Genomic DNA, 14,306 nt, shown 5'->3' with positions numbered 1-14,306 from the left:
ACCGCGTCGAGGAGCCCGTCGTCCGGCTGCGCTTCGGGGAGGAGCAGCAGGCCGGCCGTGAGGGTCCCGCAGTTGCCCACGATGACGGTGTGCGCCCGCATGCTGTGCTCGTCGCCCTCGTCGAGGCGGTACCGGAGGTCGACCTGGCGGTTGCCGACCACGGACCGCATGATCGGGTCGGAGTAGGCGAGCCAGCCGAAGCGCTTCTTCAGGCCAACGTTCGTGTCCGCGGCCATCCGGGCGTCGAGCCCGATCCCCGCCATCACGAGGAACGCGTGCTCGGTCGTGTCCCCGTCCGCGGTGGTGAGCGCGGCGAAGGCGACGTCGACGGCACGGTCAGCGCCGTGGAACGCCGACCGGACGGCCGCGGTGACGTCACCGATCGGGATGCCGAGGTTCCGTGCGTAGAGGTTGCCGGTGCCCGTCGGGAGCAGGGCGATCGGGATGCCGGAGCCGTGCAGCACCTCGGCCGCGACCCGCAGCGTGCCGTCGCCACCGACGACCAGCACGACGTCGGGTGCGCTGTCACGGGCGGCGCGTGCGGCGGCGCGGCCGTCGTCGTCGGCCGCGGTCTCGAACCAGGCGGTGTCGGCCCAGCCGAGCGACCCCTGCTCGGTGGCGACCGCCGAGCGGAGGGCGGCGAGGTCGACCGCGGAGGGGTTCACGACGACGGCCGCGTGCTGCGGGCCGTCCGTCCGGTGCGTGCGGTCGGGGGCTGCGGGAGTGGAGGGCACCAGTCGACGGTACCGCCGGACGCGAGGCGATCGCGCCGCGGACCGGTGTGTCCGATCCCCGCGGATCCGCCGAACCTGGCAATCGGGACCCTCACGCACAGGTGCGCGAGCGAGACTCGCGGCACGGCGAGTGCCGGGTGACTTCGACACCTGTGCGGTACCTCTCCTGAACAGGCAGGGGCCGTCATGGCCAGCACGCCCATCGTCCGCTCACTCACCCTCATCGGCACCGGGATCGGACTGGCGGCAGCGCTGGCGCTCGCGTCCTCCGGTCCCGCCTCGGCCGCGACCGTCATCGACGGTCCGATCGGGCTCGGCACGGCCGCGACGTACGGCGTCCTCGGCGCCTCGACCGTCACGAACACCGGACCCACCACCGTCCAGGGCGACCTCGGCCTCTCGCCGGGGACCTCGATCACCGGCTTCGGCGGACCCGGCAACGGGATCGTGAACGGCACGGTGCACCAGACCGACGCGGCAGCGACCCAGGCCCAGGCCGACACCACGACCGCGTACGACGTGGCGGCGTCGCTGACCCCGACGCAGACCGGCGTCTCGGAGCTGAACGGCCTCAGCCTGTCGCCCGGTGTCTACACCGGCGACGCACTGCGACTCGCGGACACCGGGATGCTGACGCTCGCGGGCAGCGCCGACTCCGTGTGGGTGTTCCAGGCCGCGTCGACGCTGACGATCGGATCGGGCACGCGCATCCTCACCACGGGTGGCGCGAGCTCCTGCAACGTCTTCTGGCAAGTCGGCAGCTCGGCGACCATCGGCAGCGCCGCGCAGTTCCAGGGCACGGTCCTCGCGGACCAGTCCGTCACGGCCACCACGGGTGCGACCGTCGTCGGGCGTCTGCTCGCGCGCACCGCTGCCGTCACGCTCGACACGAACACCATCACCGCGCCGACCGGGTGCCCGGCCCCCGGCACCCCCTCCGAGACGGTGGCTCCGACGATCACGTCCGGCACCCCCACGGCCGCGACCGCCGGCACGCCCTACTCGTTCCCGGTGACGGCGACGGGAACGCCCGCGCCCACGTACTCGGACGGCGGGACCCTGCCGCCCGGCCTCACGATCAACCCGACGACCGGGGTCATCTCCGGCACCCCGACGACGCCCGGCACCACGACGGTGACGATCACGGCGGACAACGGCACGGCCCCGGCCGACACCGAGACGTACGTCCTCACCGTCCGCGCTCCCGCGGTGGTCCCGACGCCGACCCCCACTCCCTCGGCACCGACGTCGAGCGCTCCGGCCGTGCCGGTCGCTGCGGGCTCGGGCAGCGGTGGTTCCGGGAACTCCCCGGCGGAACTCGCCTTCACCGGCAGCGACCCGACGGTGCCGCTCACGATCGCCGGAGCACTCCTCGTCGCCGGCTCCGCGCTGCTCGTGCTGCGGTCCCGTACCCTGCGTGCCCGACGACGTCCGGCACAGCGCGCGTAGCGTCGGGAGCATGACGAAGCACTGGGTGGCCCCGCGGTTCGGCGGCAGCGAAGTCCTCGAGTACGTCGAGACCGAGGTGCCGGCCCCGGGGCCCGGCGAGGTGACGATCGACATCCGCGCTGCGGGCATGAACCCCGCCGACACGAAGCACACCCGACAGGGCGACCCGTCGGACCTGCCGATCGCGATCGGCTACGAGGTCGCGGGCGTCCTGAGCGCCGTCGGTCCGTACACCGAGATCGCGTCCGGCGGGGGAGCGGTCGGTGACGAGGTCCTCGCGTTCCGGGTCGCTGGTGGCTGGGCCGAGCGACTCACGGTGCCGGCACGGGACGTGTTCGCCAAGCCCGCGGTCCTCGGCTTCCCCGAGGCCGCGAACCTCCTGCTCACCGGCACCACCGCCGCGGACATGCTCCGGGTGACCCGGGCCTCGGGGAACGACACGGTCCTCGTGCACGGTGCCGCCGGTGCCGTCGGGGTCAGCCTCCTGCAGCAGCTCCGCCTCCTCGGGGCGCGGGTCATCGGCACCGCCTCCGAGCGCAACGCCGACACCGTCGCGGACTTCGGCGGTGAGTGGATCGCGTACGGCGACGGACTCGAGGACCGGGTCCGGGCACTCGTGGCCGACGGCACGGGCGACGGCGTCGACGTGGCGCTCGACTGCGTCGGGACCGACGAGGCCGTCGACGTCTCGCTCGCGCTCGTCGCGGACCGGTCGCGCATCGTCACGATCGCCGCGTTCGGTCGAGCGGGGGCCGACGGCATCCGTGCGATCGGCGGAGCCCAGCCGGAGAGCAAGGTGTTCCGAGACTCGGTGCGGCAGCGACTCATCGACCTCGCGGGCGACGGGCAACTCGCCGTCCCCGTCGCGCGGACGTTCCCGCTCGCCGAGGCGAAGGCCGCGGCCGAGGTGCTCGAGTCGCAGCACCCCGGCGGGAAGCTCGCGCTCGTCCCCTGACCCGGCGCGGACGTGGCCGGGGCGTTCTGGTTGAATCGCACTCGTACTTCAGCCAACACCCGAGGGGGACCCATGACCGACCAGTACCCGCCGCAGAACCCGTACGGCCAGCAGCCCGCACCGACCGGGCCCGGCGGCGAACCGCCGATCTGGGCGCCCTGGTACGGCATCTCGTTCGGCAAGGCGTTCTCGCGCTTCTTCAAGAAGTACGCGACGTTCAGCGGCCGCGCGAGCCGCAGCGAGTACTGGTGGTGGTACCTCTGGAGCGCCATCATCGGCACGGTGGCGTCGATCATCACGGGCATCCTGACGGCGGCCACCGGCACGACGACCACCACGACCTCCTCGACGTACGTGGGCTTCTCGACGATGTCGACCAACCCGCTCGCCGGGACGGCCTTCTGGATCGTCGGACTCGCGCTCATCATCCCGACGCTGGCGCTCATCGTGCGACGCCTCCACGACGCGAACATCAACGGGCTCTTCGCGCTGCTGCTGCTCATCCCGTTCCTCGGTGCGGTCGCGGTGTTCATCATGATGTTCCTGCCGTCGAACCCGCAGGGCGCCCGGTTCGATCGACCGACCGGTTCGCGATGACGACCGGCGGCGAACCCGGGTGGGGACAGCCGGACGGGCAGCAGCCGCCGGCCGGGCAGCCGAACGGCCAGCCCTCGCTGCCCTACGGGCAGCAGCCGCCGGCCGGGCAGCCGTACGGCCAGCAGTACGGCCAGACGTTCCCGCCGTACGGCCAGCCGTACGCGCAGCTCCAGCCCCCGATCCCGGTCGGGCCGGACGGCACGCCCCCGCTCTGGGCACCCTGGTACGGCATCGGCTTCCTCGACGCCGCCACGCGCTTCTTCAAGAAGTACGCGCGGTTCGACGGGCGCGCCAGCCGGAGCGAGTTCTGGTTCTGGGCGCTCGCCAACGGGCTGGTCAACCTCGTCTTCCTCGGTGCCTACCTCGTCGCACTGTTCTCGTGGATCGCGGCGAACACCTCGACCGACGCGTACGGCGTGACACGGTCCGACGCCGTGGGGCCGCCCGTCGTCGCGCTGCTGATCGGCGGGGTCTGGGGGCTCTGGTGGCTCGCGACGATCGTGCCGAGCCTGGCCCTGGGGTGGCGCCGGGTGCACGACGCGAACCTGGCCGGACCGTTCTGGCTCATCGCGCTGTTCGTCGGGATCGCCGGGATCGTGTTCGGCGCCCTCGAGTCGAACCCGGCCGGTGCGCAGTACGACCGCCCCAATCTCGGGTAGCGCGACCACCACGACGAAGCGGCCCGCCCCGGCAGGGGGCGGGCCGCTTCGTCGTGCTGCGGTCGGGGCGCGGGTCAGACCACCCGGAGCCGCGAGAGCGAACCGTCCACGACCAGATCGCGCACCGTGACGGACGGATCCGCCGTCTGGAAGCGCAACGCGCCTCCGGGCTGGTCGAACCAGGGCTGGACGAACCGGACCGTCACCAGGAACGGCCGTTCGACCAGGTAGCGGTGCGTCTCGGGCGCCGACGCGACGTGCGGCGGCAGTGAGCGCTGCGGCAGCGGGGTGTCGAGCGGGTGCAGCAGGTAGCCGTCCGGGCCACCGACGCGGTCCACGGGCACGCCGGCCGGCACCTGGATCGTGAGGCCCTGCTCGCCCGCCTGCGCCACCTGCTGCGCGAGCTGCGGGTACGTCGACGCCGCCCGGTCGCGGAGCCCGTCGAGCTCGTACCGGGGGATGTCCTTCGGCGCCGGGAACGGCCGGTTGAGGAAGCGACGGAGCATCTCGACCGCGTCCGCTTCGCCCCGGGCGGTCGCGAGACGCCGCGCGGTGCCGTAGTCGACGACCTCGAGCGCGAAGTCGCCCGTGCCCTCGACCGCCACGACTCGGAGCGCGCCCTCGACCGGGGGCTCGTGCAGGGTCTCTCCGGGGAGCTGCACGTAGCGGATCGTGTAGCCGAGCTGGTCGAGGATGGGGCGGGTGTCCGCGAAGGTCATGGAGCGGAGCCTATCGGTGGTGCCCCTGACGTGCCTTGGACGGAGCCGAGCGTCGGCCCCGTCCCGGCGACGTCGTCAGGCTCGGCCCCGCATGACGGCCTGCTTGACCTCGGAGATCGCCTTCGTGACCTGGATCCCACGCGGGCACGCGTCGGTGCAGTTGAAGGTCGTGCGGCAGCGCCACACGCCCTCCTTGTCGTTGAGGATGTCGAGCCGGACGTCGGCCGCGTCGTCGCGCGAGTCGAAGATGAACCGGTGCGCGTTCACGATGGCGGCGGGACCGAAGTACTGGCCGTCCGTCCAGAACACCGGGCAGGACGACGTGCACGCGGCGCAGAGGATGCACTTCGTGGTGTCGTCGAAGCGCGCACGGTCGGCCACCGACTGGATGCGCTCCTTGCCCGGGGTGGGGGCGGTCGCGGGCTGCAGGAACGGCTGGACCTCACGGAAGGACTTGAAGAACGGCTCCATGTCGACGACGAGGTCCTTCTCGAGCGGCAGGCCCTTGATCGCCTCGACGTAGATCGGCTTCGACACGTCGAGGTCCTTGATCAGCGTCTTGCACGCCAGCCGGTTGCGCCCGTTGATGCGCATCGCGTCGGAGCCGCAGACGCCGTGCGCGCAGGAGCGCCGGAAGGTCAGGGACCCGTCCTGGTCCCACTTGATCTTGTGGAGCGCGTCGAGGATGCGGTCGGTCGGCAGCATCATGACGTCGAAGTCCTGCCAGCGCGGCTCGTCGTCGACGTCCGGGTCGAACCGGCGGATGATGAGCGTCACCGGGAACGATCCGGGAGGGGCGTCCTGCACGGTGTCGGTGCGGGGTGCGTCGGAGACCAGGGTGTCGGTCATCTCAGTACTTCCTCTCCATCGGCTGGTACCGCGTCACGACGACTGGCTTCCAGTCGAGGGTGATGTGGTCGTCGGCGAGTGACGAGTGCGGGTCGCCCGTCAGGTACGCCATGGTGTGCTGCATGTAGTTCTCGTCGTCGCGCTTCGGGTAGTCGTCGCGCATGTGGCCGCCGCGGGACTCCTTGCGGTTCCGGGCGGAGTACACGACGACCTCGGCGAGGTCGAGCAGGAACCCGAGCTCGACGGCCTCGAGCAGGTCGGTGTTGAACCGCTTGCCCTTGTCCTGCACGGAGACCTGCAGGAAGCGGTTCCGGAGCGTGTGGATGGTCTCGGTGACGCGGGCGAGCGACTCGTCGGTGCGGAACACCTGCGCGTTCTTGTCCATCTCGTCCTGCAGCTCCTTGCGGAGCACGGCGATGCGCTCGGTGCCGGTCGAGGCACGGAGCTGCGCGAGCATGTCGCGGACGCCGGCGGCCGGGTCATCGGGCAGGGGGAGGAACTCGGCGGTCTTGACCCACTCGGCCGCGTTGTTGCCCGAGCGCTTGCCGAAGACGTTGATGTCGAGCAGCGAGTTGGTGCCGAGGCGGTTCGAACCGTGGACGGACACGCAGGCGCACTCGCCGGCGGCGTAGAGCCCGGGAACGACCGTGGTGTTGTCGTACAGGACCTCGGCGTCGGTGTTGGTCGGGATGCCGCCCATCGCGTAGTGCGCCGTCGGCATGACGGGCACCGGCTCGACGACCGGGTCGACACCGAGGTAGGTGCGCGCGAACTCGGTGATGTCGGGGAGCTTGGTCTCGAGTACCTCGGCCCCGAGGTGCGTGCAGTCGAGCAGCACGTAGTCCTTGTTCGGCCCGGCGCCACGGCCCTCGGCGACCTCTTGCACCATGCACCGGGCGACGATGTCGCGCGGGGCGAGGTCCTTGATGGTGGGGGCGTAGCGCTCCATGAACCGCTCGCCCGAGGCGTTGCGGAGGATCGCGCCCTCGCCGCGGGCGCCCTCGGTGAGGAGGATGCCGAGGCCGGCGAGCCCGGTCGGGTGGAACTGGAAGAACTCCATGTCCTCGAGCGGGAGGCCGGTGCGCCAGACGATGCCGACGCCGTCGCCGGTCAGGGTGTGGGCGTTCGAGGTGGTCTTGTACATCTTGCCGAAGCCACCGGTCGCGAAGATCATCGCCTTGGCGTGGAAGACGTGGAGGTCACCGGTCGCGAGCTCGTAGGCGACGACACCGGCGGGCTGCTTGCGGGTGACGCCGTCCTCGCCGACGACGTCGACCATGATGAGGTCGAGCGCGTAGAACTCGTTGAAGAAGTTCACGCCGAGCTTCACGCAGTTCTGGAACAGCGTCTGCAGGATCATGTGGCCCGTGCGGTCCGCGGCGTAGCAGGCCCGGCGGACGGGGGACTTGCCGTGGTCGCGGGTGTGACCGCCGAATCGCCGCTGGTCGATCTTGCCCTCGGGCGTGCGGTTGAACGGCAGGCCCATGTTCTCGAGGTCGATGACCGCGTCGATGGCTTCCTTCGCGAGGATCTCGGCGGCGTCCTGGTCGACCAGGTAGTCGCCGCCCTTGATCGTGTCGAAGGTGTGCCACTCCCACGAGTCCTCTTCGACGTTGGCGAGCGCCGCGGCCATCCCGCCCTGCGCCGCACCGGTGTGCGATCGCGTCGGGTACAGCTTCGAGATGACGGCCGTCTTCGCCTTCGGGCCGGCCTCGATGGCGGCACGCATGCCGGCACCGCCCGCGCCGATGATGACGATGTCGAACTGGTGGTGGTGAACGGTGGTCTCGGTCACTGGGGCCTTTCAGGAGTGGTGCCGCGCCGGCAGGGGCGTGCGGCGGCGAGGTCGAGGACGCGTGCTGCGGCTACTGGGCCGGGCAGAACGACGGCAGGTCCGCGGCGGCTGCGCCGGCGGGGCACGGGTCGAACGTCCAGCACACGAGCAGGCCGAGCACGATGAGCACGACGCAGGCGATGAGGATCGCGACGAGCAGGGTCTTGCGGATGCCCGGCTTCGACACGTAGTCGTTGACGATCGTCCGCATGCCGTTCGAGCCGTGGATCAGCGCGAGGACGAGCATGAGCGAGTCCCACACCTGCCAGAACGGCGACGCCCACTTGCCGGCGACGAACGCGAAGTCGATCTGCTTGACGCCCTCGCCCGCCACCATGTTGACGAAGAGGTGCCCGAAGATCAGCACGACGAGCAGGACGCCCGAGCCGCGCATGTAGATCCAGCCCCACTTCTCCCAGTTGGTGGAGCGGCGGGCTGCTGCTGCCGAGCGCGGGGGCTCGATGGTCTGCGTGGTCATCCGGATGCCCCCTAGTTGAAGTCCGCGACGAGGTTCATGAGCTGGCGCGGCAGGAAGCCGGCGATGGCGATCGCCCAGAGGACGATCACGATCCAGAACATGGCCCGCTGGTACTTCGGGCCCTTCGACCAGAAGTCGATGAGGATGATCCGGAGCCCGTTGAACGCGTGGAACACGATGGCCATCACGAGCGCGATCTCACCGAGGTTCATGATCGGCGTCTTGTACGTGCCGATGACCGCGTTGTACGCCTCGGGGGAGAGCCGCACGAGGGCGGTGTCGAGGATGTGCACGAGCAGGAAGAAGTAGATCGCCACACCGGTGATGCGGTGCAGGACCCAGGACCACATGCCGGTGGACCCCCGGTAGAGCGTCCCCTGCGGTGTCCGAGAAGCGCGCGGCGCCTCGATCGTCACCCGGGGTGCGGCGGTCGCCGTACCCCCTGCGGTCTGCTCGGCCATGAGCTCGTCCTCCCATAGGACGGGCTCGCCCGATCGGCGAGCCCTTGCCGTTCGTGTTCGTGTGGAACACGACCCATCCTATGCGCGTGCGCTGACCTTCTCGTGCCAACCGGTCCGGGCACCCCGCGTCGTGGCGGGCGGCGCGCCGATCGTGCGGGCCGTGTCGTGGTGGTCGAGCAGTTCGTCGCCGATCGCCTCCCACGTCGTCCCCTCGACCCGGAGCCGCCCGGCGGAGCCCATCCGCTCGGCCAGGGCGCGGTCGTGGTGCAGGGCGAGGACGGCTCGACGCAGGGCCTGCGGCTCGTCCGGGTCGTACAGCTCGCCGTCGAGTCCCGGCGCGACGAGGTCGAGCGGCCCGCCGGCGCTCGGCGCGACGACCGGCAGCCCGCTGGCGTGCGCCTCCTGCAGGGTCTGGCCGAAGGTCTCCGCCGGTCCCGTGTGGACGAACAGGTCCAGGGCCGCGTACGCGTCCGCGAGCGCGTCCCCGCGGAGCGGACCGGTGAACGTGACGTCCAGGTGGCGGAGACGCCGTTCGAGCGCGGCCCGGGACGGACCACCGCCCGCGACCACGATCCGGATCCCGGGGATGCCGCCGAGCTCCGCGAGCCGCTCGACCTCCTTCTCGGGCGCGAGCCGCCCGACGTACCCGACGATGGTCTCGCCGCGCGGGGCGATCCGCCGCCGGAGCGCCCGCACGTGCGCCGACGAGCGGCGCGCGGGGTGGAACAGCTCGGTGTCGACGCCGCGGCCCCAGCGCGCGACGCGGGGGACGCCGTCCTCGGCGAGCATCGCCGCGGTCGCGCTCGACGGCGCGAGCGTCAGCGAGGCGCCGGCGTGGATGCGTCCGAGGATCTTCCGCACCAACGGGACGGTCGCGGTCAGGCCGTTGCGGCGGGCGAACCCGGCCACGTCGGTCTGGAAGACGGCGACGGAGGGGATGCCGAGCCTCCCGGCCGCCGTGATCGCGCGCCCACCCAGCAGGAACGGACTCGCGGCGTGGAGCACGTCGGCGCCGGAGGCGGCGAGGATCGTGTCGAGCACCGGGTGGGGGAGCGCGACCGGGAACTGGCGGTACGCGACGGCCGGGACCCGGTGCACGTCGAAGGAGCGGTACCGCTCCACCGCGGTGCGCGAGCGGAACTGCGCGATGCCGGGGGTGTCCGGCGCGATGACGACCGCGCGGTGACCGCGGCGTTCCAGGTGGTCCAGCACCGCGAGGACGCTGGTGGTGACGCCGTTGAGGGTGGGCAGGAAGCTCTCGGTCACGACGGCGACGGTCCGTTGGGACGTGCCGCGCTCCACGCTGCGTGCGTTCATGGCGGTGTCCATGCTCCGCGCACGGCGTGTCCCCGCGGGGCCGTCGACGTGAACGCCCGGCACGCAGGCGGTGAACAGCCGCGTCTGCGGGTGGCGAACGGTCGCGTCCGCGTGTGGTGGACGATCGGACTGGAGGCGCGGCGCACGACCGGCGGGCCGGCTGCGGTGGCCGTGTGCGGACTCCCGCACCGCGTGCGTGCGGGAAGCGTGCGGGAACCACCCAGGTCGCGCCCGGCCGCACCGGTACGGTGAGCACGTGGCAGACGCACTCGAGGACTTCTACGCGATCATCCCCGCCGGGGGCATCGGATCGCGGCTCTGGCCGTTGTCGCGTGCCGACGCGCCCAAGTTCCTGCACGACCTGACCGGGTCCGGCACCTCGCTGCTCCGGCAGACGTGGGACCGTCTCGCGCCACTGGCCGGCGAGCAGCGGATCATGGTCGTCACCGGCCGTGCGCACCGTGTCGCCGTCGAGTCGCAGCTCCCCGGCGTCGAGGACCACAACGTCGTGCTCGAGAGCGAGCCGAAGGACTCCACGGCGGCCATCGGCCTCGCCGCGGCGATCCTGCGCCGCCGCGAGCCGGACGTCGTCATCGGCTCCTTCGCGGCCGACCACGTCATCGGTGACGCCCGGGGCTTCCGCCGGTCGGTCCGCGAAGCGGTCGTCGCCGCACGCGCCGGCTACATCACGACGATCGGCATCACGCCGACCGAGCCGGCGATCGGCTTCGGCTACATCCACGCGCACGACGACCCGATCGGCATCGAGGGCGCCCCGACCGCCCACGCGGTGCGCTCCTTCGTCGAGAAGCCCGACCTCGACACCGCGCGCTCGCACGTCGAGCAGGGCACCTACCTCTGGAACGCGGGCATGTTCATCGCCCGCGCCGACGTGCTGCTCGCCGAGATCGGCCGGACGAAGCCCGAGCTGCTCGCCGGCATCGAGGAGCTCGCCGACGCGTGGGACACCTCGGCCCGTGGTGCCGTCGTGGACGCGGTGTGGCCGAACCTCGAGAAGATCGCCATCGACTACACGGTCGCCGAGCCCGCCGCCGCCGCAGGGCGCATGGCGGTCATCCCCGGCGACTTCGACTGGGACGACGTCGGCGACTTCGCCTCGCTCGCGAAGCTGCAGTCCGGCGGCCGCGCGAACAACCTCGCGGTGCTCGGGGACGGCGCTCGCATCCTCGCGGACTCGTCGAGCGGCATCGTCGTCTCGCACAGCCAGCGGCTCATCTCGCTCATCGGCGTCGAGGACATCGTCGTCGTGGACACCCCCGACGCCCTGCTCGTGACCACCAGTGCGAACGCGCAGCGCGTCAAGGGTGTGGTGGATGCACTGAAGATCAGCGGCCGCGGCGACGTCCTGTAGCGCTCCATCACGAAAAGCGCTTGACGTCCCCCGAACTGGGGGCAGAACCGTGACTTCGCGTTACGGGCGCGTTTCGGCGCGGTCGCGATCCCGTAACTGATCCCAGGAGTCCCTCAGGGGCGTTCTGTACCGGCCGGGCGGTCGTGTACTGTCGCCACGATCGCCCGGAACGCACGTGGTCCGGGCACGCTCCCCGGAGGAACCCACCCGTGACATCTCGTACCCGTCAGGTCCTGCTGAGCTCCCTCGCGCTCGCCGGTACCGTCGCCGTCCTCGCCGGTTGCTCGGCCGCCCCGTCCGACACCGCGTCCGGCGACAACAAGACCAGCTTCCGCCCCTGCATGGTCTCCGACGCCGGTGGCTTCGACGACAAGTCGTTCAACCAGCTCGGGTTCGAGGGCATGAAGGACGCCGCGTCCGACCTCGGTGCCACCTACAAGTCGGCCGAGTCCAAGGACGCCACCGTCTACGACTCGAACATCGAGCAGCTCATCGGCCAGAACTGCAACCTCATCGTCACCGTCGGCTTCAACCTCGCCGACGCCACGAAGAAGCAGGCCGCGGCGAACCCCGACACCGACTTCGCGATCATCGACGACAACTCGATCGACGCGAAGAACGTCAAGCCGATCACCTTCGACACCTCGCAGGCGGCGTTCCTCGCCGGCTACGCGGCCGCCTCGTACTCGAAGAGCGGCGTCGTCGGCACCTTCGGTGGCATGCAGATCCCGACCGTCACGATCTTCATGGACGGCTTCGCGGACGGCGTGAAGTACTACAACGAGCAGAAGTCGAAGGACGTCAAGGTCGTCGGCTGGGACGTCGACAGCCAGAAGGGCTCCTTCACGGGCGGCTTCGAGGCCGGCACGCAGGCCAAGGCCGTCGCGCAGACCCTGATCGACCAGGACGCCGACGTGATCCTGCCCGTCGGTGGCCCGATCTACCAGTCGGCTGCCGAGGCCATCAAGGACGCGAACAACGGTTCCGTGCTGATCGGTGCGGACAGCGACCTCTACGAGGCCGACCCGCGCTACAAGGACATCGCGTTCACGTCCGTCGAGAAGGGCATGCGCCCCGCCGTCAAGGACGTCGTCGAGCAGGCCGCCGACAAGAAGTACTCCAACGAGCCGTACGTCGGCACGCTGAAGAACGACGGCGTCGGCATCGCGCCGTTCCACGACTACGCCGACAAGGTCGACAGCGGCCTCGAGAAGGAGCTCGACACCATCAAGTCGGGCATCATCGACGGCTCGATCAAGGTCGAGACCAAGGCGACCGTCAAGTAGTCCGGTGAACGCGGGCGGGGGAACCTCCCTCGCCCGCGTTTCCGTGCGTCGATCACAGAAACAGACCCAGAGAACATGAAGCTCGAACTCCGCGGCATCACGAAGCGGTTCGGCCCCCTCGTCGCCAACGACCACATCTCGCTCACCGTCGAGCCCGGTGAGGTCCACTGTCTCCTCGGGGAGAACGGCGCCGGCAAGTCGACCCTGATGAACGTCCTGTACGGCCTGTACCAGGCGGACGAGGGCGAGATCCTCCTCGACGACGTCGTCCAGGACTTCGACGGACCCGGTGACGCCATGCGTTCCGGCATCGGCATGGTGCACCAGCACTTCATGCTCGTCCCCGTCTTCACCGTCGCCGAGAACGTCATGCTCGGCCAGGAGCAGACCGCGTTCGGCGGCCGGCTCGACCTCGCCGGCGCCCGCAAGCGCGTGCGGGAGATCTCCGAGCGCTTCGGGTTCGACGTCGACCCGGACGCCAAGGTCGAGGACCTCCCCGTCGGTGTCCAGCAGCGGGTCGAGATCATCAAGGCGCTGTCCCGCGACGCCTCGGTCCTGGTGTTCGACGAGCCGACGGCCGTCCTCACCCCGCAGGAGACCGACGAGCTGATGGGCATCATGCGGCAGCTCCGTGCGGCCGGCACCGCGATCGTGTTCATCACCCACAAGCTGCGCGAGGTCCGCGAGGTCGCCGACCGCATCACCGTGATCCGCCTCGGCAAGGTCGTCGGCGAGGCATCGCCCACCGCGACGAACAACGAGCTCGCGGCGCTCATGGTCGGCCGTGCCGTCTCCCTCGTCGTCGACAAGGCACCGGCCACCGGTGGTGAGGACGCGCTCGTCGTCGACGGGCTGACCGTCACCGACCCGTCCGGCATCGTCCTCGTCGACGACGTCTCGTTCACGGTCCGGCGCGGCGAGGTCCTCGCCATCGCCGGGGTGCAGGGCAACGGGCAGACCGAGCTGACCGAGGCGATCCTCGGCCTCGAGCCGGTGCACGCCGGCCGCGTCACGCTCGACGGGCGCGAGCTCACCGGCCGCACCGTCAAGCAGATCCTCGACGCCGGCGTCGGCTTCGTCCCGGAGGACCGGAAGGAAGACGGGCTCGTCGGCGAGTTCACCATCGCCGAGAACCTCATGCTCGACCGTGCCGACCACGCCGAGTTCGTCCGCGCCGGCACGATCCGATCGGCGGAGCGCGACGCGTTCGCCGACGAGAAGATCGCCGAGTTCGACATCCGCACGCCGAGCCGCACCACCGCGGCCGGCCGGCTGTCCGGCGGCAACCAGCAGAAGATCGTCCTCGCCCGCGAGCTGAGCCGCGACCTGCGCCTCTTCGTCGCGGCGCAGCCGACCCGCGGCATCGACGTCGGGTCGATCGAGTTCGTGCACAAGCGCATCGTCGCCACCCGCGACACCGGTGTCCCGGTCATCGTCGTCTCCACGGAGCTCGACGAGGTCGTGGCGCTCGCCGACCGGATCGCCGTGATGTACCGCGGCGGGATCGTCGGCATCGTCCCCGCGGACACCCCGCGCGACGTCCTCGGCCTGATGATGGCCGGGGAACTCCCAGAAGGAACGGAGCTGGCAGCGTGA

Annotated in this window: 14 protein-coding genes; 7 read left to right on the top strand and 7 right to left on the bottom strand. The window is 70.9% G+C overall.

What is annotated here, in order from left to right:
- On the bottom strand, positions 1 to 734 hold a 734-nt coding region (locus tag BIV03_RS11455), incomplete at its 3' end, for a diacylglycerol kinase family protein (protein ID WP_071295795.1).
- 186 nt (positions 735 to 920) lie between these two features.
- On the opposite strand from BIV03_RS11455, the gene BIV03_RS11450 reads away from it, so the two are divergent.
- The 4 genes from BIV03_RS11450 to BIV03_RS11435 all read left to right on the top strand — a co-directional run bounded on the left by BIV03_RS11450 (position 921) and on the right by BIV03_RS11435 (position 4,394).
- Positions 921 to 2,183: an ice-binding family protein gene (locus BIV03_RS11450; RefSeq protein WP_071295794.1), complete on the top strand. Its 1,263-nt coding sequence runs from the start codon at positions 921 to 923 to the stop codon at positions 2,181 to 2,183.
- Positions 2,184 to 2,193: 10 nt separating this feature from the next.
- Positions 2,194 to 3,138, top strand: a complete 945-nt coding sequence (locus BIV03_RS11445) for an NADP-dependent oxidoreductase (RefSeq protein ID WP_071295801.1) — start codon at positions 2,194 to 2,196, stop codon at positions 3,136 to 3,138.
- Positions 3,139 to 3,210: 72 nt separating this feature from the next.
- A complete protein-coding gene (locus BIV03_RS11440; RefSeq protein ID WP_071295793.1) occupies positions 3,211 to 3,735 on the top strand; it encodes a DUF805 domain-containing protein in 525 nt (174 codons plus the stop codon).
- Positions 3,732 to 4,394 (top strand): DUF805 domain-containing protein, encoded by a 663-nt coding sequence (locus BIV03_RS11435; RefSeq protein ID WP_083403381.1) that lies wholly within the window; start codon positions 3,732 to 3,734, stop codon positions 4,392 to 4,394. The genes BIV03_RS11440 and BIV03_RS11435 overlap by 4 nt, the downstream gene beginning before the upstream one ends.
- A 74-nt stretch (positions 4,395 to 4,468) precedes the next feature.
- Here the strand turns inward: BIV03_RS11435 and BIV03_RS11430 are convergent, their stop codons facing one another.
- The 6 genes from BIV03_RS11430 to BIV03_RS11405 form a co-directional block, all read right to left on the bottom strand.
- Entirely contained in the window at positions 4,469 to 5,113 is a 645-nt protein-coding gene (locus BIV03_RS11430) for a TNT domain-containing protein (protein WP_070418435.1), read from the bottom strand.
- 75 nt (positions 5,114 to 5,188) lie between these two features.
- The gene (locus BIV03_RS11425) at positions 5,189 to 5,962 is read right to left on the bottom strand and encodes a succinate dehydrogenase iron-sulfur subunit (protein ID WP_071295792.1); all 774 of its coding nucleotides are present in this window, start codon (positions 5,960 to 5,962) and stop codon (positions 5,189 to 5,191) included.
- 1 nt (position 5,963) lies between these two features.
- Positions 5,964 to 7,757: a succinate dehydrogenase flavoprotein subunit gene (sdhA, locus tag BIV03_RS11420; protein WP_071295791.1), complete on the bottom strand. Its 1,794-nt coding sequence runs from the start codon at positions 7,755 to 7,757 to the stop codon at positions 5,964 to 5,966.
- Positions 7,758 to 7,827: 70 nt separating this feature from the next.
- Entirely contained in the window at positions 7,828 to 8,274 is a 447-nt protein-coding gene (gene sdhD, locus BIV03_RS11415; RefSeq protein ID WP_070418438.1) for a succinate dehydrogenase, hydrophobic membrane anchor protein, read from the bottom strand.
- Between the two features lie 11 nt (positions 8,275 to 8,285).
- Positions 8,286 to 8,735, bottom strand: coding sequence for a succinate dehydrogenase, cytochrome b556 subunit (sdhC, locus tag BIV03_RS11410; protein ID WP_083295282.1), 450 nt, complete (start codon positions 8,733 to 8,735; stop codon positions 8,286 to 8,288).
- A gap of 78 nt (positions 8,736 to 8,813) precedes the next feature.
- Positions 8,814 to 10,052 carry a glycosyltransferase family 1 protein gene (locus tag BIV03_RS11405; RefSeq protein WP_229086419.1) on the bottom strand — a complete coding sequence of 413 codons (1,239 nt, stop codon included), beginning with the start codon at positions 10,050 to 10,052 and terminating at the stop codon, positions 8,814 to 8,816.
- A gap of 256 nt (positions 10,053 to 10,308) precedes the next feature.
- On the opposite strand from BIV03_RS11405, the gene BIV03_RS11400 reads away from it, so the two are divergent.
- The 3 genes from BIV03_RS11400 to BIV03_RS11390 all read left to right on the top strand — a co-directional run bounded on the left by BIV03_RS11400 (position 10,309) and on the right by BIV03_RS11390 (position 14,306).
- The gene (locus BIV03_RS11400) at positions 10,309 to 11,424 is read left to right on the top strand and encodes a mannose-1-phosphate guanylyltransferase (RefSeq protein WP_071295790.1); all 1,116 of its coding nucleotides are present in this window, start codon (positions 10,309 to 10,311) and stop codon (positions 11,422 to 11,424) included.
- 209 nt (positions 11,425 to 11,633) lie between these two features.
- Complete coding sequence (locus tag BIV03_RS11395) at positions 11,634 to 12,710, top strand: BMP family protein (RefSeq protein ID WP_070418441.1); 1,077 nt, start codon at positions 11,634 to 11,636, stop codon at positions 12,708 to 12,710.
- A gap of 75 nt (positions 12,711 to 12,785) precedes the next feature.
- Positions 12,786 to 14,306, top strand: a complete 1,521-nt coding sequence (locus BIV03_RS11390; RefSeq protein WP_071295789.1) for an ABC transporter ATP-binding protein — start codon at positions 12,786 to 12,788, stop codon at positions 14,304 to 14,306.

The sequence above is a fragment of the Curtobacterium sp. MCBA15_016 genome (assembly GCF_001865105.1).
Classification (GTDB): Bacteria; Actinomycetota; Actinomycetes; order Actinomycetales; family Microbacteriaceae; genus Curtobacterium.
The sequence above is the reverse complement of the archived record's forward strand: the minus strand, read 5'-3'. Positions and strand labels throughout refer to the sequence as shown.

Bases quoted from the DNA above. Each gene is read 5' to 3' on its own strand.
- BIV03_RS11435 (WP_083403381.1), top strand. From the start codon at position 3,732: ATGACGACCGGCGGCGAACCCGGGTGGGGACAGCCGGACGGGCAGCAG.
- sdhD (WP_070418438.1), bottom strand. From the start codon at position 8,274: ATGACCACGCAGACCATCGAGCCCCCGCGCTCGGCAGCAGCAGCCCGC.
- BIV03_RS11390 (WP_071295789.1), top strand. From the start codon at position 12,786: ATGAAGCTCGAACTCCGCGGCATCACGAAGCGGTTCGGCCCCCTCGTC.
- sdhC (WP_083295282.1), bottom strand. From the start codon at position 8,735: ATGGCCGAGCAGACCGCAGGGGGTACGGCGACCGCCGCACCCCGGGTG.
- BIV03_RS11425 (WP_071295792.1), bottom strand. From the start codon at position 5,962: ATGACCGACACCCTGGTCTCCGACGCACCCCGCACCGACACCGTGCAG.
- BIV03_RS11405 (WP_229086419.1), bottom strand. From the start codon at position 10,052: ATGAACGCACGCAGCGTGGAGCGCGGCACGTCCCAACGGACCGTCGCC.
- BIV03_RS11430 (WP_070418435.1), bottom strand. From the start codon at position 5,113: ATGACCTTCGCGGACACCCGCCCCATCCTCGACCAGCTCGGCTACACG.
- BIV03_RS11450 (WP_071295794.1), top strand. From the start codon at position 921: ATGGCCAGCACGCCCATCGTCCGCTCACTCACCCTCATCGGCACCGGG.
- BIV03_RS11445 (WP_071295801.1), top strand. From the start codon at position 2,194: ATGACGAAGCACTGGGTGGCCCCGCGGTTCGGCGGCAGCGAAGTCCTC.
- BIV03_RS11440 (WP_071295793.1), top strand. From the start codon at position 3,211: ATGACCGACCAGTACCCGCCGCAGAACCCGTACGGCCAGCAGCCCGCA.